Below are 16,607 nucleotides of genomic sequence, written 5' to 3'. Positions count from 1 at the left end.
ATGGCCTGGACGCGTGATGACATGGCGGCGCGCGCCGCAAAGGAACTGCAGGACGGCTACTACGTCAATCTGGGCATCGGCATCCCGACTTTGGTCGCGAACCATATCCCCGCGGGGATGACGGTGACGCTGCAGTCGGAAAACGGCATGCTCGGCATCGGCCCCTTTCCGTACGAGGGCGAGGAAGACGCCGACCTGATCAATGCCGGCAAGCAGACGATCAGCGAAGTGCCGCAGTCGGCCTATTTCTCTTCGTCGGACAGCTTTGCGATGATCCGCGGCGGGCATATCGACCTCACCGTGCTGGGCGCGATGGAGATCGCCGAGAATGGCGACATCGCCAACTGGATGATCCCGGGCAAGATGATCAAGGGCATGGGCGGCGCGATGGACCTCGTCGCCGGGGTCAAGAAGATCATCGTCGTGATGGAGCATAATGCCAAGGACGGCAGCCCCAAGTTCATCCCGGCGTGCACGCTGCCGCTGACTGGGAAGAATGTCGTCGACATGATCATCACCGACCTCGCGGTGTTCAAACGCGACGATCATTCGAGCCCGTTCCGTCTGATCGAACTCGCACCGGGCGTCACCGCCGGGGAAGTCGCCGAAAAGACGACGGCGCATTATATTGCATAATGTCGCCGCCAACCCCGGCACCACCTGGCTGATTGTCGGCGGGTGGCTGTCGGTTCTGGCCGCGCTGTTGCATATCGCCTGCATCTTCGGCGGCCCCGACTGGTACCGCTTCTTCGGCGCCGGCGAAGGCATGGCGCGCGCTGCGGCGCGCGGCGACATGCGGCCGACGCTGATCACGCTGGGCATCGCCGCCATTCTGCTGATCTGGGCCGCCTATGCCTTTTCGGGCGCCGGATCGTTCCCGCGCCTGCCCCTGCTACGGACGGGGCTGGTCGTCATCACCGCCATCTATCTGCTCCGCGGGCTTGTTTTCGTGCCGCTGAACCTGTGGCGCCCGCAGCATACGGACGCCTTCGCGATCTGGTCGTCGCTGATCGTCCTTGTCTATGGCACGATTTACGCGCTCGGGACCGTCAAGGCCTGGCATCATCTCGCACCCGCCTGACGGCGATATTGCAAGACGTGGCGGGCGCATTAGGAGGGGCCTATGTCAAAGCTCCTCCTGCCGCTGCTTCTGCTGGCGCAAGGCACAGACACGGCCAACGATCGCAACTGGGCCGAAACGCTGCGCGCCGATGCGCGGGCGATGCACGACGACATCGCAGCCAATCATCCGGGGCCGGCCAACGATCTGGACCCCGATTTCGCCAAGCGCAACGATGCTGCGCTTGCGCTGGCGATTGAGCGTGCAGCCAGCGTCCGCGACCTTCCCGGTTATTTCTATGCGCTGAGGGGCTATGCGGCAGCCTTCGACGATGGCCATCTGGGCTTCTGGCTCGCGAACGACGCGCCCCAGCTCGGCGCCCAATGGCCCGGTTTCCTGACCGGCTTCGATGGCGATCGGCAGGTCGTCAAAACGCGCGCTGACGATTCTCCGGTGCCGCTTGGCGCCATACTCGACAGCTGCGACGGCAAGCCGGCGGCAAAGCTCGCAGCGGACCATGTCGGCGCGTTCGAGGGGCGCTGGTTCCTCGCCTCGACCCGGATACTGCGCGGCGGATATCTGTTCGTCGATCAGGGCAATCCTTTCATCACCCGGACGACGCGCTGCCGCTTTATAGTCGATGGCAAGCCGCGCGAGGTAACGCTGGCATGGCGACCGATCGCGCGGGCCGAGATGCGCGATCGGGTACGCGATACCGGCCGGTCGGCGACCGACCCCATCGGCGCGCGGACACTGGCCGACGGCACACGCTGGTTCACGTTGTCCGATTTCGACGGCGCGCCCGACTCGACCGCTACGAAGGCGCTGACGCCGATGATCGCCGCGATGCGCAGCGACCGCGCGGCGATTGCCGCCGCCCCGCGCATCGTTTTCGACCTGCGCGGCAACGGCGGCGGGTCGTCCGACTGGTCGGCGCAGATCGCCGAAATTCTCTGGGGCAAGCAGCGGGTCGAGGCGCAATCGGGATCGAGTGCGGTCGACTGGCGCGCCTCCGCCGACAATGTGAAGACGCTCTCCGACTATCGTGACGAGTTTCGCGGCGCCGAAGGCACGTCGGCCGAAATGCTGGGATGGATCGACGCGACGGTGAACGGCGTCACCGCCGCGCACGCGCGCGGCGAACCGCTCTGGCGCTTCGCCGATCCCGCGCCGGCGAAAACGCCGGGCGAGCCCCCTGCCCCGCCCGCAGGCCCGGTCTATTTCATCACCGACGGCACCTGCGCCTCGGCGTGCCTCGACGCCGCCGATCTGTGGAAGGCGCTCGGCGCGATCCAGGTCGGGCAAGAGACGAGCGCCGACACGCTGTACATCGACGTGCGCGTCGACCCGCTGCCGAGCGGCCTTGCCAATATCGCCGTGCCGATGAAGGTCTATCGCGGCCGCGAACGCGGGTCGAACGAGCCATTGCGGCCAACCCATGCCTTTGCCGGCGATATGCGCGACAGCGATGCGCTTGCCCGCTGGATCGCCGCACTGCCCGAGAACCGTCGATAGCAGCACGCCCGCCGGGGGTGACGACCGGACAAGTCGCCGCTAAGACGGCGGACCGATAGAGGGTCGCAATCCAGTTATAGAGTCGATGAAGCGCGTTTTTGTTTTTCTGATTGCGGTAGCCGCGCTCGTATCGGCTGGCTGGTTCGGTGTCCGCGCGCTTGGCGGCGACCATCCGCTCGCAAGCGTTGCGATTCCGTTCAAGGCCGCAGAAAACCTGCCCGACACGCCCGAGGAATGGCACGGACGGATCGACTATCAGGCGCTCGACCGGCAACTCGCGGCGGTGGCGCAGCGGCCCGAGATGGCGGGTCTGGCGGTTGCGGTGGTCGAAGATGGCAAGCTGAGCTTCGTGCGCACCTATGGCGTCGCCGATGCTGCGACCGGCGCGCCGGTAACGCTGCAGACCCTGTTCCGCTGGGCCTCGGTTTCGAAGACCGCCACGGGCGCGCTTGCGGCGGCGCTGGCGAACGACGGTGCTATCGATCTCGACCGCCCGGTCGCCGACTGGCGCACCTCGCTGCGCCTGCCCGGCGGTGCCGAGGCGCGGATCAGCGTCGCCGACCTGTTGTCACAGCGCACGGGCCTGACCAAAAATGCCTATGACGAGAAGCTGGAGGAAGGACAGAGCCCCGCGCTGCTGCGCTCGATGCTCTTTGCCGCGCCGCTGCAATGCGAACCCGGCACCTGCCATACCTATCAGAATGTCGCCTTCGACGCGGCGAGCGAGATATTGGGCGAAGCCGCGAACGAGGGCTTCGCCAATGCGGTCGAGAGCCGCTTCTTTCGCCCGCTCGGCATGATCAGCGCGGGCTATGGCATGGAAAGGCTCACGGAGGCGAAGGACTGGGCACGGCCGCACCGCAACGGCGCGCAAGTCCGCCCGGTCAAGGAAGCCTATTGGCGCGTTCCCGCCGCCGCGGGGGTCGAAAGCGATATCGTCGATTTCGCCAAATGGATGCAGGCGATGATGGGGAAACGGTCGGATGTCCTGCCCGAAAAGGTGCTGCAGATCGCGCATCGTCCGCGCGTCGGCACCGGGCGCATCTATGGCGGGACGCTGCGGCAGGCGAACAGCGATGCGGCCTACGGCCTCGGCTGGCGCAGCTTCATCTATGACGGCCGCCGGCTCGAAGGCCATTCGGGGGCGGTCTCGGGCTATCGTGCGACGATGATCTTCGAACCCGCGACGCGGACGGGCGTCGTCGCGATGTGGAACAGCGACTGGGGCTTCCCTTTCCGCATCCCGTTTGCGGCGATCGACAGCTATCACAGGCGCACCGATGCGAATTGGCTCGACCTCAGCGAGTTGCCGCCGGCGACGGGCGGCGCGGCGGGTGCCGCTCCATCGACGGTGAGTTTGAAAGAGTAACGCCCCTTGCCGCGCGATCCGCGGCCTGTGTATCAGGCCTGCGCCGAGTAAGAGGAGAATCGACCATGCGCGTACTGCTGACCGGATCGTCGGGCTGGCTGGGGCGCTATCTCGCTCCCTTGCTGACCCAAAGCGGCCATGCGGTCACCGGGCTCGACGTCGTGCCCGGTATGCATACACAAGTGATCGGCACCATCGCCGACCGCGGGCTGGTCGAACGGACGATGGGCGAGCATGGAATCGAGGCGGTCATTCATGGCGGAGCGCTGCACAAGCCCGACATCGTCCGTTACCCGCGACAGGCCTTCGTCGACGTCAATGTCAGCGGCACACTCAATCTGATCGAGGCGGCGGTCGCTGCCGGGAACGACCGTTTCCTCTTCACCTCGACCACATCGCTGATGGTGCGCGCCGATGTTCGTGCGGGGGCGGGCGACGCCGGCGCGTGGTGGATGGACGAGGATTTCGGTCCGATCGAACCGCGCAACATCTATGGCATCACCAAGCTCGCCGCCGAGCAGGCGTGCAAGCTGGTTCACCGCGAGCATGGGATCAACGTCGCGATCTTGCGTACTGGCCGTTTCTTTCCCGAAGACGACGACACGCATGCCGTGCCGAGCGGGCCGAACCTGAAGGCCAACGAACTGCTCAACCGGCGCCTGACGGTCGAGGACGCCGCCGCGGCGCACCTTGCCGCACTCGAAGCCGCGCCGCAGATCGGTTGCGATACCTTCATTCTCTCGGCCCCGCCGCCCTTCGCGCGCGATGACGCCGAGGAGTTAGCCCGCGATGCGCGCGCAGTGATCGCGCGCCATCATCCCGATGCGGCCGAGCTTTATGCCGCGGAGGGCTGGGTGCTCCCCGACATCATCGACCGCGTCTACGACCCGTCGCGCGCCGAGCGCCGCTTCGGCTGGCGTGCGCGGACCGACTTCGGCAGCGCGCTCGCGGCACTCCGCAACCGGACGCCGCTGCCCTTCACCCACGACCCCGACTATACATCCCCCATCGTCGCACAGGAGCGCGAAGCATGTATGTGCTGATCACCGCCAACCGCAATTATTCGAGCTGGTCGCTGCGCCCGTGGGTGCTGATGAGCGCGCTGGAGATCGAATTCGAGGACCGGATCGAACCCTTTACCAAGCCGGTGAACTACGACGCTTTTCGCAGCTTTTCACCGACCGGGCAGGTTCCGGCGTTGCTTCACGAGGGTCGCACGCTGCACGACTCGCTCGGTATCACCCTCTATCTGGCCGATCGTCACGCGGGTGTCTGGCCCGCCGATCCCGACGCGCGGGCGTGGGCGCAGTGTGCGGTCGCCGAGATGCACAGCGGTTTTTCGGCGCTCCGTAACGATTGCACGATGAATGTCGGGGTCCGTGTGACGCCGAAGCCGATGTCCGATGCGTTGCGTTCGAACGTCACTCGCATCCGCGAGCTGTTCGAAGAAGGGCTCGCGAAGTTCGGCGGCCCGTGGCTCGCAGGCGCTGACTTCTCTGCCGCCGACGCTTTCTTCGCGCCGGTCGCCTTCCGCATCCGCACCTATGGCCTCGACGTCGGGGCCGGACAGGCATGGGTCGACCATATGTTGTCGCATCCCGCGATGGCCGAATGGGAACGGCAGGCGCTGGTCGAGGAGTGGCGCGAGGAGAGTCACGAGGTCGAGCTGATCGCGGCAGGCGTGATCACCGCGGATTACCGGACCGCCTGACCGCTATTCGGATGCCGTGACGTCCTGCGGCCGGAGCGCAGGCGTGACGCACATCGTCACGCCGCCCCCGACGTCGCAGGATCTCGGGACGAACTGAAAGCAACGGGCACCATCGCTTCTGGTCTTGCCCTCATAGCCGATATGATCGGCCGCGAAATCCGCTTCGCTGCTTCGCGTCACCCTTGCGGCCGTCGCTATCGCGACCGCCACGGCAGGATCGCCCGCGGCCTGCCCGATCGGGACAAAATCGCCCTTCAGGGCGGCACCGCCGCATACGACCTCGCCTTTCCCGCCGCATCCCGCCACAAGCAGGACGCTCGCAATTGCTGCCAATACGACCATTCGCACGGTCATTCGGCGAGCGCCTCGCGCACCACGGCTACCCCCGCCTCGCGCTGCATCTTCAACTCGGCCTTCAGCTTCGCCGGATCGGGCGCGAAGACGAAGCCGAAGCTGACCCCGCCCTCCTTGCCGATCGTCGCATGGTGGAGCTTGTGCGCCTGTACCAGCCGCTTCGCGTAACCGTGGCGCGGTACCCAACGGAAATATCGCTGATGGACGAGGCCGTCGTGCACCAGCGTGTAGATGATGCCGTAGAAGAGGATACCGAGCCCGATCCACGTCCCCGGTTCCCATGCCGAGGCGCCCATGATCATCGGGCTGCCGATCACGAACATCGAAATGCTCATCGCCGCGCCGACGATCGCGAACAGGTCGTTCTTCTCGAGCAGATTATCGTGGGGTTCGTGATGGTCGCGGTGCCATGCCCAGCCGAAGCCGTGCATGATATATTTGTGGCTCGCCCAGGCGACGCCCTCCATCGCCACGACGGTGGCAAGCACGATAACGATGATAGCGAGCGTCGACATGGCTCCGCTTATACTCCAACGCGCGCGACCGAAAATTGCGTTTTTGATCGCCACTGGCTTGCAAAGTTATCCGGCAGGCGTAAGTGAACCCGCATGACTCGGCCCCGCACCCTTTACGAGAAAATCTGGGACGCGCATGTCGTCGAACAGCGCCCCGACGGTACCTGCCTGATCTTCATCGACCGCCACCTTGTCCATGAAGTCACCAGCCCGCAGGCCTTTGCCGGGCTTCGCGCGACCGGCCGCACCGTACGCCGCCCCGACCTGACGCTCGCGGTGCCCGACCATAATGTGCCGACGACGGCACGGCTCGACGCGGCGGGCAACAAACTGCCGATCGCCGATCCCGAAAGCGCGGCACAGCTTGCAGCGCTCGAAAAGAACGCCCCCGAGTTCGGCATCCGCTACATCGACGCGGTCGCGCCCGAGCAGGGCATCGTCCATGTCGTAGGCCCCGAGCAGGGTTTCTCGCTGCCCGGGACGACGATCGTCTGCGGCGACAGCCACACCGCATGCCACGGCGGCATCGGCGCGCTCGCCTTCGGCATCGGGACGAGCGAGGTCGAGCATGTGCTGGCGACGCAGACCTTGTTGCTCCAGCCGTCGAAGACGATGGAAGTGCGGGTCGAAGGCGAGGTCGGCCCCGGCGTCACCGCAAAGGACATCATCCTTCACATCACCGGCACGATCGGTGCGGCGGGCGGAACCGGCCATGTCATCGAATATACCGGCAGCGCGATCCGCGCGCTCAGCATCGAGGGTCGTCTGACCGTCAGCAACATGGCGATCGAGGGCGGTGCGCGTGCCGGCCTGATCGCGCCCGACGAGACGACCTTCGCCTATCTGATGGGCCGCCCCTATGCGCCGAAGGGCGCCGACTGGGATGCCGCGGTCGCTTGGTGGAAGAGCCTTGCGACCGATCCGGGCGCGACCTACGACAAGGTCGTGATCATCGACGCCGCCGACATTGCGCCGAGCGTGACTTGGGGCACCAGCCCCGAGGATGTCGTGCCGATCACCGGCGTCGTTCCTGACCCCGCGAGCTTTGTCGATCCGTCGAAGCAGGTCGCCGCGGCCAAATCGCTCGCCTATATGGGCCTCGAACCCGGCACGCGGATGCAGGACGTGCCGATCGAGAATATCTTCATCGGCAGCTGCACCAACAGCCGCATCGAGGACATGCGCGCCGCGGCTGCGATCGTGAAGGGTCGCAAGAAGGCCGCCAACGTCAAATGGGCGATCGTCGTCCCCGGTTCGGGCCTTGTGAAGGCACAGGCCGAAGCAGAGGGACTCGACCGCATCTTCACCGACGCCGGTCTCGAATGGCGCGAGCCGGGTTGCTCGGCGTGCCTTGCGATGAACCCCGACAAGGTGCCCGCGGGCGAACGTTGCGCGAGCACCAGCAACCGCAATTTCGTCGGCCGGCAGGGCCCGGGCAGCCGCACCCACCTTGTCAGCCCCGCGATGGCGGCGGCGGCGGCGGTGACGGGCAAGCTCACCGATGTGCGGGAGCTGATGGCATGAACCCGCTGGAAAAAGTCGAAGGCCGCGCGATTCCGTTCGGGCTCAAGAATGTCGACACCGACGTCATTATCCCTGCGCACTGGCTGAAAACCACGACACGCGAGGGCATGGGGCGCGGCGCGTTCGAGGCGATCCGCAAGGATCCCGACAACCTGTTCGACAGCGCCGAGTATAAGGGTGCGCCGATCCTGATCGCCGGCGACAATTTCGGTTGCGGGTCGAGCCGCGAGCATGCCGCCTGGGCGCTCGGCGACCTTGGCATCCGCGTGGTCATCGCGCCGAGCTATTCGGACATCTTCTCGGGTAACGCAGTCAAGAACGGCATCCTGCCCGTCGTTCTGCCGCAAGCCGCGATCGACCGGCTGATGGAGGTCGCGGTGACCGATCCGGTGCATGTCGACCTCGACACACAGACGGTGACGACGCCCTTTCAGGACCGCTTCACCTTCGAGATCGATCCCTTCCGCAAGATGTGCCTGCTCGAAGGACTCGACGAGATTTCGCTGACCGAAAAGAGCGACGCGGCGATCGGCGCCTATGAACGGAAGCTCGACGCCGAGCGTCCGTGGATGCGCCCGGTCGCGGCATAGGATCCCAATAAGAGGAGAAGATGATGAAGGCTCTCTTGTCGACCGCAACCGGCGGCCCCGAAACGCTCACCCTCGGCGAGCTGCCGCGCCCGACCGCCGGCAAGGGCCAGATCGTGATCGACGTGAAGGCCTGCGCGGTCAACTTTCCCGACGTGCTGATCATCGAGGATAAATATCAGTTCCGCCCCGAGCGTCCCTTTGCGCCCGGTGGCGAGGTTGCAGGCCTCGTCGCCGAAATCGGCGAGGGCGTCACCGAATTCAAGGTCGGCGACCGCGTAATCGCCGGCTGCGGCAACGGCGGCATGACCGAGGCGGTCGCGGTGGGCGTCCACAATGTCTATCATCTGCCCGAAGCGCATGATTTCTCCGAGGGAGCCTCGCTGCTGATGACCTATGGCACCAGCATCCACGCACTCCTCGATCGCGGCCATATCAGGGAGGGCGACACGCTGCTCGTACTCGGCGCGTCGGGCGGCGTCGGCATCGCCGCGGTCGAGCTGGGCAAGGCATTCGGCGCGCGCGTCGTGGCGGGCGTGTCGAGCGAGGAAAAGGCGGGCATCGCACGCGAAGCCGGCGCCGACGAGGTCGTCGTCTATGGCCGCCAGCCGTTCGACAAGGACCAGTCGAAGGAGCTTGCCAACAAGTTCAAGGAAGCCGTCGGCCCGAATGGCGCGAATGTCATCTATGACGCGGTCGGTGGCGATTATGCCGAGCCGGCGCTGCGCTCGATTGCGTGGGAAGGCCGCTACCTCGTCGTCGGCTTCCCCGCGGGCATCCCGCGCCTTCCGCTCAACCTCACCCTGCTCAAGAGCTGCGATGTTGCGGGCGTCTTCTGGGGCGCGTTCGTGATGCGCGAACCCGCGCGCAACCGCGCCAACATCGCGCGCCTGTTCCAGCTGTGGGAACAGGGCAAGATCAAGCCGCGCGTCACCGGCACCTACGCGCTGGAAGATGGCGGCAAGGCGATCGCCAAGCTCGCGGACCGTACCGCGGTCGGCAAGCTGGTCGTCACCGTCTGAAATATCGCCCCGATCCCGCGCTGACCGCGGCGCTGCGTACCCTCGCGGTGCCGGGCCGACTGGAGGTGCGGGTGACGCCCGGTGCCAGCCGCGACGCGGTGCGGATCGATGGCGACCTTGTTCAGGTCCGCGTCACTGCGCCGCCCGCTGACGGCGCCGCAAACGACGCCGTAATCGCCCTGCTTGCGGCGGCGCTCGATCGGCCGCGCCGCGACCTTTCGCTGCTTCGCGGTGCGTCCTCGCGGATAAAACTGATCGGAATTGCGACGGGCTGATCCGCATTCCGACTATCCGGTTAACCCTTTATCAGGGCCTTGCCGCCTATGGTGCGATCAGGACTATTGGGACCACAGGGTATCCGCGATGGGGAATCGCCGTTCGAACGAAGATACGCAGCAGGCCGCGAGTCTCGCGAACATTTCGCGTACCCGCCGCGCGCAGCTTGTCGCCGAGTTCGAAGGCGAGTTGGGCATCGACCACAAGGCCCGCGCGCTTGCCGCCTATGAAGCCAAGCGCTGGCAAGTGATCAAGACGATCATCGTCTGGACGATCGCGATCATGTTCTTCACCATCGCCTGTCACAAATTGTGGGTCATGGGTCAGGACGTCGAAGAGCCCTTCTCCGACCTCGATCCGATGAAGAGCCTGTTCGGCAGCGACAGCTAGCCCCCGGCTATTGCTTCGGCGGTTCCCGCAAATGCGCCGGGACTGCACTCCGCCCCAGCGAGTTCGCCGAGAATATTCCATCCGAGACCTTGGGCGCGTAGTATATCGCCCGCATCACCAGCTTCTTCTTCCCGTCGCGGCCGGTAATGGTGGCGCCGATCAATGCGCCGTCGGGCGCGACATCATAGGTCCGGATATCGGTTTCGTCGATGATGACGAGGTGCGTCGCCGGCCCGAAGCGCGTCTGCCGGGTGCCGCCGAGCCTTGCCGACAACATCGTCGAATTGGCCTGCACGCCGCAGGCCGCGCGCGCCACCCATGGCTCCTCGTCGATCTCGACGGTTGCAACGTTGAAATGGATGCCGGTCATCGCCTCGCAATCGGCGATCATCCGGTCGCGCGGCGTTTCGACGCGGTGATGGATGCCGTCGTGGAATTCGGCCGCCCATTCGCGAACCTCGGTCCCGTCGGGCAGATAGATGATGTTTGACCCGACAACGGTATAGGTTGCGCGGGTTTCACGCGTCAGCGCGATCAGCGCCCGCGCCTCTATCGACGCCGCCGTCATTTCCGGCGCGGCGGCTGCGGGGGAACCGATCGCCGCGAGCATTGCAAACGCGCCCGCGGCGGCTGATGCCCGCATCAGTAAACGCGCGCCTTCGGTTTGATGTAATCCGCGTCGTCCGACAGCGTATATTCGTGGACCGGACGGTAATCGAGACGGACGCCGCCGCCCTTGCCGCCCCAGCCGTCGAACCAGCTGATCGTGTGCTTCATCCACTTCTTGTCGTCGCGGTTCGGGAAATCCTCGTGCGCGTGGGCGCCGCGGCTTTCCTTGCGGTTGAACGCCGAATGCATCGTCACCGTCGCCTGCGCGATCAGATTGTCGAGTTCGAGCGTTTCGATGAGGTCGGTGTTCCAGATCAGGCTGCGGTCGGTGACATGGACGTCGTTCATCCGCTGATAGGTCTTGGTCAGCTTTTCCTTACCCTCGGCCATCAGTTCGTCGGTGCGGAACACCGCCGCATGCTGCGACATCGCGCGCTGCATCTCGGTCCGGATTTCCGCCGTCGGCGAACCGCCGTTCGCATTGCGGAAATGGTCGAGGCGGCCGAGCGCCAGGTCGGCGCTATCCTTCGGCAGCGCGGGCTGCGCGGCACCGGGCTTCAGGATTTCCTTCAGGCGATGGCCGGTCGCGCGGCCGAAGACGACGAGGTCGATCAGGCTGTTCGAGCCGAGACGGTTGGCGCCATGCACCGACACGCAGGCCGCTTCGCCGACGGCGAACAGGCCGGGGACGACGGTGTCGGGATTGCCGTCCTTCAGCGTCACGACTTCGCCATGATAGTTACAGGGGATGCCGCCCATATTGTAATGGACCGTCGGCACGACCGGCAGCGGCTGGCGCGTCAGGTCGACGCCCGCGAAAATCTTGCCGCTTTCGGTGATGCCGGGCAGGCGTTCGTGGAGCACCGCGGGATCGATATGATCGAGGTGCAGATAGATATGATCCTTGTGCGGGCCGACGCCGCGGCCTTCGCGGATTTCGAGCGCCATCGAACGCGAGACGACGTCGCGCGACGCCAGATCTTTCGCCGACGGGGCATAGCGTTCCATGAAACGCTCGCCTTCGGAGTTGGTGAGATAGCCGCCCTCGCCGCGCGCACCTTCGGTGATCAGGACGCCCGCGCCATAGATGCCGGTCGGGTGGAACTGGACGAATTCCATATCCTGCAGCGGCAGGCCCGCACGCAGCACCATGCCGCCACCGTCGCCGGTGCAGGTGTGCGCCGAGGTCGCGGTGAAATAGCAGCGGCCATAGCCGCCCGTCGCGAGCACGACGGCCTGCGAACGGAAGCGGTGGATGCTGCCATCCTCCATGCACAGCGCGATCACGCCGCGGCACGCGCCGTCTTCCATGATCAGGTCGAGCGCGAAATATTCGATGAAGAAGTCCGCGTCATATTTCAGCGACTGCTGATAGAGCGCGTGGAGCATCGCGTGGCCGGTGCGGTCGGCCGCGGCGCAGGTGCGCTGCACCGGAGGGCCTTCGCCCATATTCTGCATATGGCCGCCGAAGGGGCGCTGGTAGATGGTGCCGTCGGCGTTGCGGCTGAACGGCACGCCGGCATGTTCGAGTTCGTACACAGCGGCGGGCGCCTCGCGCACCATATATTCGATCGCGTCCTGGTCGCCGAGCCAGTCGGAGCCCTTGACGGTGTCGTACATGTGCCACTGCCAGTGGTCGGGCGAGTTGTTGCCGAGCGATGCGGCGATGCCGCCCTGCGCGGCAACGGTGTGGCTGCGCGTCGGGAATACCTTCGTGATGCACGCGGTCTTGAGGCCGGCTTCGGCGCTGCCCATCGTGGCGCGCAGGCCCGAGCCGCCGGCGCCCACGACGACCGTGTCGTAAACGTGATCGATGATCTTGTAGGCTTCGGTCATCTTACATTCCCCCCGGAGCGAGCCCGGCGGCGGGCGCAAGCGCGATGCGGACGATGGCGAAGATGCCGTAAGCGGCACCGCCGATCGCGTAGAAATTCAGGATAACGAGCGAGAGCAGCTTCACCGCTTCGCCATGGACGTAATCCTCGATCATCACCTGCAGCCCGAGGCGGAAATGCCAGAAGACGCTGACGACGAGCAGGATGAGCGCGAGCGCGACCGTCGGGTTCGACGCCCAGCGATGGACGGCGGCATGGTCGCCGAGATCGAGGCGGAACATCGAGACGACGAACCAGGTGACGAGCAGGATGTTGCCGAGCGCGGTCAGGCGCTGCTGCAGCCAGTGCTGCGAGCCGTGCTTCGACGAGCCGAGCCCGCGAACCCGGCCGAGGCGCGTACCATTACCCATTGAGCGCCTCCTTCAGGACATAGAGCCAGACCGCGGCGGTCGCGAAGAACGCGCCGGCGAATACGAGGACCGACCAGAGCTTGTTGGTCTTGAGCTCATAGCCCGCACCGGCATCGAGAACGAAGTGGCGGAGACCCGAGAAGAGGTGCTGGAAGAAAGCCCAGGTCAGGCCGACCAGCACCACCTTGCCGAGGACATTGGTGATCTGGTGGAAAATCGTGATCTCGGGGCTGGGATCGTGCCAGACGCAGGCGATGAAAGCCGCATAGGCCTCGGGCCCCGCAGCGATCGCGCCGAGCCAGCCGAGGAACATCAGCCCCCCGACGATCGCCAGACCGTCGCCGGTGATGCGGTGAAAGATCGAGACCGCCATCGAAGGCGCCCATTTATACACCTGGAGGTGCGGCGAGAGCGGCCGTGCGCTCGGTTCGTTGCCAGCCATATCAGCCCCGTTTCATGACTCTGTCGGTCGATGGGCGCGGGTTAAGCGTTCCCGCTGCGATATGCAATTGCTTAGGGCGCGAGGGATGCAGATTATTGTCTGCCGGCCGCGAGACGAAAAGAGGGCGCGCGGTCCCTGACCGCGCGCCCTCCCTATCCGGAAATTACCGAAATCAGCTCTTGCAGGGACCGGTGTTGGTGCTGGTGACCTGCAGCTGCATTTCCATTTCGCCGCCGGTCGGCGCCTTGCCCTTCGAAGAGACGAGGATATCGGTCTTCTTCGCCTCGAGCGTACCCGACATGGCGAGCTCGACCTTCTGGCCGGCCTGGTTGCACGAACCGGCGAGGTCGATCTTGCCGCCGCCGATCTGGTTCTTCGTCCAGGTGCAGGCGTCGCCATAGCCCTTCGACAGGGCACCGGCGAGATCTTCCTTGTCGACCTGTTCCTGCGTAACGCACTGATCGGTCGCACCCGCGGCTGCGAACTGCTTCGACATCTGGTCCTTCACATTGTCGGGAACGCCCGGCATGTCGAACTTGACCAGCTTCACTTCGGTCTTCCAGTTGCCCGCTTCACGCTTCACGGGAGCCGACGAGGCCGCAGCCGTACCTCCGTCCTTGCCGTCGGCCGCCTTGTCCGACTTGCCGCAGCCGCCCAGCGCGAGCGCAGCGCCCAGCACGGCAACAGTCACAAAATTCTTCATCTGGTTTCTCCGATTATGTTTTGGGTCCCTGTGGATTCGCCCCCCGTCCGTGTCCACGACGACTGGGCAGCGCCGAATTATAGAGATGTTTTAAGGAGATGCACCCCCTTATTGCCCTGCAACGCATATTCGTCCCCGTTGCGGACGCTCGTTCCGGCCCCGCCAAAAGACAAAGGGCGGCACGGGGCCGCCCTCGATCCCGGCCATGAGCCGGGATGATCCGTTCCGGTCCGGCGGGTTTCAGCGCCGGCCGGGATGCGTCACTTCAGCTTGTCGCGATTGGCATAGAGCAATGCTGCAAGCACCGCGGCCGAACCGACCCCGATGCCCGCCGCCGTCTTCCAGCCGATCTTCTTGCCGCCCTTGTCCGCTGCCGCCCTGTCGGCGGCTTCGGTCGCCTCTGCGGCTTCCTTCTGCGCCTGAAGTTCGCGCGCGGCGCGCAGCACTTCATTTTCCTCTTCGTCGTGCGGCGGCGGGGGAGCTTGGTCGGTCATCACACTAGTCCTTGTTATCCGGCGAGCGCCTGATCGACAGGCACATAGTCCGTTCCGACCGCTTCGGCGACGGCTTCGAACGTCACCTTACCATTCCAGACGTTGAGTCCCTGCGCAAGATGCTCGTCGCGCTTCAGCGCCTCTTTCCACCCCAGATCGGCGATGCGGAGGGCATGCGGCAGGGTGACGTTGTTGAGCGCATAGGTGCTGGTGCGCGCGACCGCGCCCGGCATGTTCGCGACCGCATAATGGACGATGCCGTCGACGACATAGGTCGGGTCGGCATGCGTCGTTGCGTGGCTGGTTTCGAAACAGCCGCCCTGGTCGATCGCGACGTCGACGAGCACCGAGCCCGGGCGCATTGTCTTCAACATGTCGCGGCTGACGAGCTTCGGCGCTTCGGCACCGGGGATCAGCACCGCGCCGATCACGAGGTCGGCCTCGGCAACGCATTCGGCGAGATTCGCGCGGTTCGAGAAGCGGGTCTTGGCGCGCGCCTCGAAGAAGGTGCCGACGCGCTCGAGCACTTCGGGGTCGCGGTCGAGGATGGTGACGTCGGCGCCGAGGCCCGCCGCCATTTGCGCGGCGTTGAAGCCGACGACGCCGCCACCGATCACGCAGACCTTGCCGGGCGCGACGCCGGGCACGCCGCCGAGCAACACGCCGCGGCCGCCATGCGCCTTTTCGAGCGCGGTCGCGCCGGCCTGGATCGACATGCGGCCCGCAACCTGGCTCATCGGCTTCAGCAGCGGCAAGCCGCCGTGCGGGCTGGTGACGGTTTCATAGGCGATACAGATCGCACCCGACTTCATGAGGTCGAGCGTCTGTTCGGGATCGGGCGCAAGGTGGAGGTAGGTGTAGAGGATCTGGCCGGGGCGCAGCATCGCGCGCTCGACCGCCTGCGGCTCCTTGACCTTCACCACCATGTCGCAGGTCGCGAAGATTTCCTCGGCGGTCTGGACGATCTCGGCGCCCGCCTGCTCATAGAAGCGGTCATGCGCGCCGATGCCTTCGCCGGCACCGGTCTGGACAAGGACGCGGTGGCCGTGGACGACGAGCTCGCGCGCGCTCTCGGGGGTCAGGCCGACGCGATATTCGTGATTCTTGATTTCCTTGGGGGTGCCGATGATCATCTTCGCTCTCCATCGAAGGGCCGGCGCATCGAAGGCCGGGCCGATGGCGCGGGCTTATAGCAGAAAGCATGCGCGAGGTGCTTGCATATCATCCCCTTCCCGGCGATATTCGTGCAAGAATTTTGCACATATCAGGCAAGATGCGCACGATGCTTGATCGAATTGACACCAAATTGCTTGAGTTGCTGCAGCGTGACGGGCCGCGCTCGACCGCCGAACTTGGCGAAGCGGTCGGCCTTTCGCCTTCGGCATGCCATCGCCGCATCCGCGCGCTCGAGGCGGAAGGCTATATCACCGGCTATACCGCGCGACTGAATCCCGAACGGATCGGCCTGGGCCTCGACGTGTTCGTTGACATCAGCCTGACCTCGCAAAGCGAGGAAGCGCTCACCGCGTTCGAGAGCGCAGTGAAGAGCTTCGACGAAATCCTCGAATGCCAGTTGCTTTCGGGCGCCTCGGACTATCGCCTGCGCGTCGCGGCGCGCAACGTCGCCGACTTCGACCGGCTGCACCGCCATTGCCTGTCGCGCCTGCCCGGCGTTGCCGCGATGCACAGCGCCTTCGCGCTGCGGACGATCAAGGCGTTCGAGGGCTATCCGATCACGCACGACGATCGCCGCTGAAGCCAGATTCCGGCGCGCTGGTTAACGCCCCCTTT

The 16,607-nt window shown here is 65.4% G+C and carries 21 protein-coding genes; 12 read left to right on the top strand and 9 right to left on the bottom strand.

Features of this window, described 5'->3' with window-relative positions:
- The 6 genes from L7H23_RS14115 to L7H23_RS14090 all read left to right on the top strand — a co-directional run bounded on the left by L7H23_RS14115 (position 1) and on the right by L7H23_RS14090 (position 5,655).
- On the top strand, positions 1 to 636 hold the full coding sequence (locus L7H23_RS14115; RefSeq protein WP_237836504.1) for a CoA transferase subunit B: 636 nt from the start codon (positions 1 to 3) through the stop codon (positions 634 to 636).
- Positions 629 to 1,081 (top strand): hypothetical protein, encoded by a 453-nt coding sequence (locus L7H23_RS14110; RefSeq protein WP_237836503.1) that lies wholly within the window; start codon positions 629 to 631, stop codon positions 1,079 to 1,081. Before L7H23_RS14115 ends, L7H23_RS14110 begins: the two co-directional genes overlap by 8 nt.
- A 42-nt stretch (positions 1,082 to 1,123) precedes the next feature.
- Positions 1,124 to 2,575: a S41 family peptidase gene (locus L7H23_RS14105; RefSeq protein WP_237836502.1), complete on the top strand. Its 1,452-nt coding sequence runs from the start codon at positions 1,124 to 1,126 to the stop codon at positions 2,573 to 2,575.
- An 85-nt stretch (positions 2,576 to 2,660) separates the two neighbouring features.
- Positions 2,661 to 3,944: a serine hydrolase domain-containing protein gene (locus L7H23_RS14100; RefSeq protein WP_237836501.1), complete on the top strand. Its 1,284-nt coding sequence runs from the start codon at positions 2,661 to 2,663 to the stop codon at positions 3,942 to 3,944.
- 65 nt (positions 3,945 to 4,009) lie between these two features.
- On the top strand, positions 4,010 to 4,987 hold the full coding sequence (locus L7H23_RS14095; protein WP_237836500.1) for an NAD(P)-dependent oxidoreductase: 978 nt from the start codon (positions 4,010 to 4,012) through the stop codon (positions 4,985 to 4,987).
- On the top strand, positions 4,975 to 5,655 hold the full coding sequence (locus tag L7H23_RS14090; RefSeq protein ID WP_237836499.1) for a glutathione S-transferase family protein: 681 nt from the start codon (positions 4,975 to 4,977) through the stop codon (positions 5,653 to 5,655). Before L7H23_RS14095 ends, L7H23_RS14090 begins: the two co-directional genes overlap by 13 nt.
- Positions 5,656 to 5,658: 3 nt before the next feature.
- Here L7H23_RS14090 and L7H23_RS14085 read toward each other — a convergent pair whose 3' ends face one another.
- Positions 5,659 to 6,009 (bottom strand): hypothetical protein, encoded by a 351-nt coding sequence (locus L7H23_RS14085; RefSeq protein WP_237836498.1) that lies wholly within the window; start codon positions 6,007 to 6,009, stop codon positions 5,659 to 5,661.
- Positions 6,006 to 6,524, bottom strand: a complete 519-nt coding sequence (locus tag L7H23_RS14080) for a sterol desaturase family protein (RefSeq protein WP_237836497.1) — start codon at positions 6,522 to 6,524, stop codon at positions 6,006 to 6,008. The genes L7H23_RS14085 and L7H23_RS14080 overlap by 4 nt, the downstream gene beginning before the upstream one ends.
- A 93-nt stretch (positions 6,525 to 6,617) precedes the next feature.
- Here L7H23_RS14080 and leuC point away from each other — a divergent pair, with 93 nt between their 5' ends.
- The 5 genes from leuC (at position 6,618) to L7H23_RS14055 (ending at position 10,323) form a co-directional block, all read left to right on the top strand.
- Positions 6,618 to 8,048 (top strand): 3-isopropylmalate dehydratase large subunit, encoded by a 1,431-nt coding sequence (gene leuC / locus L7H23_RS14075; RefSeq protein WP_237836496.1) that lies wholly within the window; start codon positions 6,618 to 6,620, stop codon positions 8,046 to 8,048.
- Complete coding sequence (gene leuD / locus L7H23_RS14070) at positions 8,045 to 8,638, top strand: 3-isopropylmalate dehydratase small subunit (protein WP_237836495.1); 594 nt, start codon at positions 8,045 to 8,047, stop codon at positions 8,636 to 8,638. Before leuC ends, leuD begins: the two co-directional genes overlap by 4 nt.
- A gap of 23 nt (positions 8,639 to 8,661) precedes the next feature.
- A complete protein-coding gene (locus L7H23_RS14065) occupies positions 8,662 to 9,657 on the top strand; it encodes an NADPH:quinone oxidoreductase family protein (protein ID WP_237839260.1) in 996 nt (331 codons plus the stop codon).
- Positions 9,658 to 9,704: 47 nt separating this feature from the next.
- On the top strand, positions 9,705 to 9,932 hold the full coding sequence (locus L7H23_RS14060) for a DUF167 domain-containing protein (protein WP_345790409.1): 228 nt from the start codon (positions 9,705 to 9,707) through the stop codon (positions 9,930 to 9,932).
- 88 nt (positions 9,933 to 10,020) lie between these two features.
- Positions 10,021 to 10,323 carry a hypothetical protein gene (locus tag L7H23_RS14055; protein WP_237836493.1) on the top strand — a complete coding sequence of 101 codons (303 nt, stop codon included), beginning with the start codon at positions 10,021 to 10,023 and terminating at the stop codon, positions 10,321 to 10,323.
- Between the two features lie 7 nt (positions 10,324 to 10,330).
- Here the strand turns inward: L7H23_RS14055 and L7H23_RS14050 are convergent, their stop codons facing one another.
- From L7H23_RS14050 to ald, 7 genes are all read right to left on the bottom strand, one after another.
- A complete protein-coding gene (locus tag L7H23_RS14050) occupies positions 10,331 to 10,966 on the bottom strand; it encodes a hypothetical protein (RefSeq protein ID WP_237836492.1) in 636 nt (211 codons plus the stop codon).
- Positions 10,966 to 12,768, bottom strand: a complete 1,803-nt coding sequence (gene sdhA, locus L7H23_RS14045) for a succinate dehydrogenase flavoprotein subunit (protein ID WP_237836491.1) — start codon at positions 12,766 to 12,768, stop codon at positions 10,966 to 10,968. Before sdhA ends, L7H23_RS14050 begins: the two co-directional genes overlap by 1 nt.
- 1 nt (position 12,769) lies before the next feature.
- A complete protein-coding gene (gene sdhD, locus L7H23_RS14040) occupies positions 12,770 to 13,177 on the bottom strand; it encodes a succinate dehydrogenase, hydrophobic membrane anchor protein (protein ID WP_237836490.1) in 408 nt (135 codons plus the stop codon).
- A complete protein-coding gene (gene sdhC, locus L7H23_RS14035) occupies positions 13,170 to 13,619 on the bottom strand; it encodes a succinate dehydrogenase, cytochrome b556 subunit (protein ID WP_237836489.1) in 450 nt (149 codons plus the stop codon). The genes sdhD and sdhC overlap by 8 nt, the downstream gene beginning before the upstream one ends.
- Positions 13,620 to 13,791: 172 nt before the next feature.
- Positions 13,792 to 14,322 (bottom strand): DUF3617 domain-containing protein, encoded by a 531-nt coding sequence (locus tag L7H23_RS14030; protein ID WP_237836488.1) that lies wholly within the window; start codon positions 14,320 to 14,322, stop codon positions 13,792 to 13,794.
- Positions 14,323 to 14,582: 260 nt separating this feature from the next.
- Positions 14,583 to 14,816, bottom strand: coding sequence for a hypothetical protein (locus L7H23_RS14025; RefSeq protein WP_237836487.1), 234 nt, complete (start codon positions 14,814 to 14,816; stop codon positions 14,583 to 14,585).
- Positions 14,817 to 14,830: 14 nt separating this feature from the next.
- On the bottom strand, positions 14,831 to 15,949 hold the full coding sequence (ald, locus tag L7H23_RS14020; RefSeq protein ID WP_237836486.1) for an alanine dehydrogenase: 1,119 nt from the start codon (positions 15,947 to 15,949) through the stop codon (positions 14,831 to 14,833).
- Between the two features lie 149 nt (positions 15,950 to 16,098).
- Between ald and L7H23_RS14015 the strand changes: the two genes are divergently transcribed.
- Positions 16,099 to 16,572 carry an Lrp/AsnC family transcriptional regulator gene (locus L7H23_RS14015; RefSeq protein WP_237836485.1) on the top strand — a complete coding sequence of 158 codons (474 nt, stop codon included), beginning with the start codon at positions 16,099 to 16,101 and terminating at the stop codon, positions 16,570 to 16,572.
- Positions 16,573 to 16,607: the final 35 nt, after the last annotated feature.

The sequence above is a fragment of the Sphingopyxis sp. BSN-002 genome (assembly GCF_022024275.1).
Lineage (GTDB): Bacteria > Pseudomonadota > Alphaproteobacteria > Sphingomonadales > Sphingomonadaceae > Sphingopyxis.
The sequence above is the reverse complement of the archived record's forward strand: the minus strand, read 5'-3'. Positions and strand labels throughout refer to the sequence as shown.

Bases quoted from the DNA above. Each gene is read 5' to 3' on its own strand.
- L7H23_RS14115 (WP_237836504.1), top strand. From the start codon at position 1: ATGGCCTGGACGCGTGATGACATGGCGGCGCGCGCCGCAAAGGAACTG.
- L7H23_RS14105 (WP_237836502.1), top strand. From the start codon at position 1,124: ATGTCAAAGCTCCTCCTGCCGCTGCTTCTGCTGGCGCAAGGCACAGAC.
- L7H23_RS14100 (WP_237836501.1), top strand. From the start codon at position 2,661: ATGAAGCGCGTTTTTGTTTTTCTGATTGCGGTAGCCGCGCTCGTATCG.
- L7H23_RS14095 (WP_237836500.1), top strand. From the start codon at position 4,010: ATGCGCGTACTGCTGACCGGATCGTCGGGCTGGCTGGGGCGCTATCTC.
- L7H23_RS14090 (WP_237836499.1), top strand. From the start codon at position 4,975: ATGTATGTGCTGATCACCGCCAACCGCAATTATTCGAGCTGGTCGCTG.
- L7H23_RS14085 (WP_237836498.1), bottom strand. From the start codon at position 6,009: ATGACCGTGCGAATGGTCGTATTGGCAGCAATTGCGAGCGTCCTGCTT.
- L7H23_RS14080 (WP_237836497.1), bottom strand. From the start codon at position 6,524: ATGTCGACGCTCGCTATCATCGTTATCGTGCTTGCCACCGTCGTGGCG.
- leuC (WP_237836496.1), top strand. From the start codon at position 6,618: ATGACTCGGCCCCGCACCCTTTACGAGAAAATCTGGGACGCGCATGTC.
- leuD (WP_237836495.1), top strand. From the start codon at position 8,045: ATGAACCCGCTGGAAAAAGTCGAAGGCCGCGCGATTCCGTTCGGGCTC.
- L7H23_RS14065 (WP_237839260.1), top strand. From the start codon at position 8,662: ATGAAGGCTCTCTTGTCGACCGCAACCGGCGGCCCCGAAACGCTCACC.
- L7H23_RS14055 (WP_237836493.1), top strand. From the start codon at position 10,021: ATGGGGAATCGCCGTTCGAACGAAGATACGCAGCAGGCCGCGAGTCTC.
- L7H23_RS14050 (WP_237836492.1), bottom strand. From the start codon at position 10,966: ATGCGGGCATCAGCCGCCGCGGGCGCGTTTGCAATGCTCGCGGCGATC.
- sdhA (WP_237836491.1), bottom strand. From the start codon at position 12,768: ATGACCGAAGCCTACAAGATCATCGATCACGTTTACGACACGGTCGTC.
- sdhD (WP_237836490.1), bottom strand. From the start codon at position 13,177: ATGGGTAATGGTACGCGCCTCGGCCGGGTTCGCGGGCTCGGCTCGTCG.
- sdhC (WP_237836489.1), bottom strand. From the start codon at position 13,619: ATGGCTGGCAACGAACCGAGCGCACGGCCGCTCTCGCCGCACCTCCAG.
- L7H23_RS14030 (WP_237836488.1), bottom strand. From the start codon at position 14,322: ATGAAGAATTTTGTGACTGTTGCCGTGCTGGGCGCTGCGCTCGCGCTG.
- L7H23_RS14025 (WP_237836487.1), bottom strand. From the start codon at position 14,816: ATGACCGACCAAGCTCCCCCGCCGCCGCACGACGAAGAGGAAAATGAA.
- ald (WP_237836486.1), bottom strand. From the start codon at position 15,949: ATGATCATCGGCACCCCCAAGGAAATCAAGAATCACGAATATCGCGTC.
- L7H23_RS14015 (WP_237836485.1), top strand. From the start codon at position 16,099: ATGCTTGATCGAATTGACACCAAATTGCTTGAGTTGCTGCAGCGTGAC.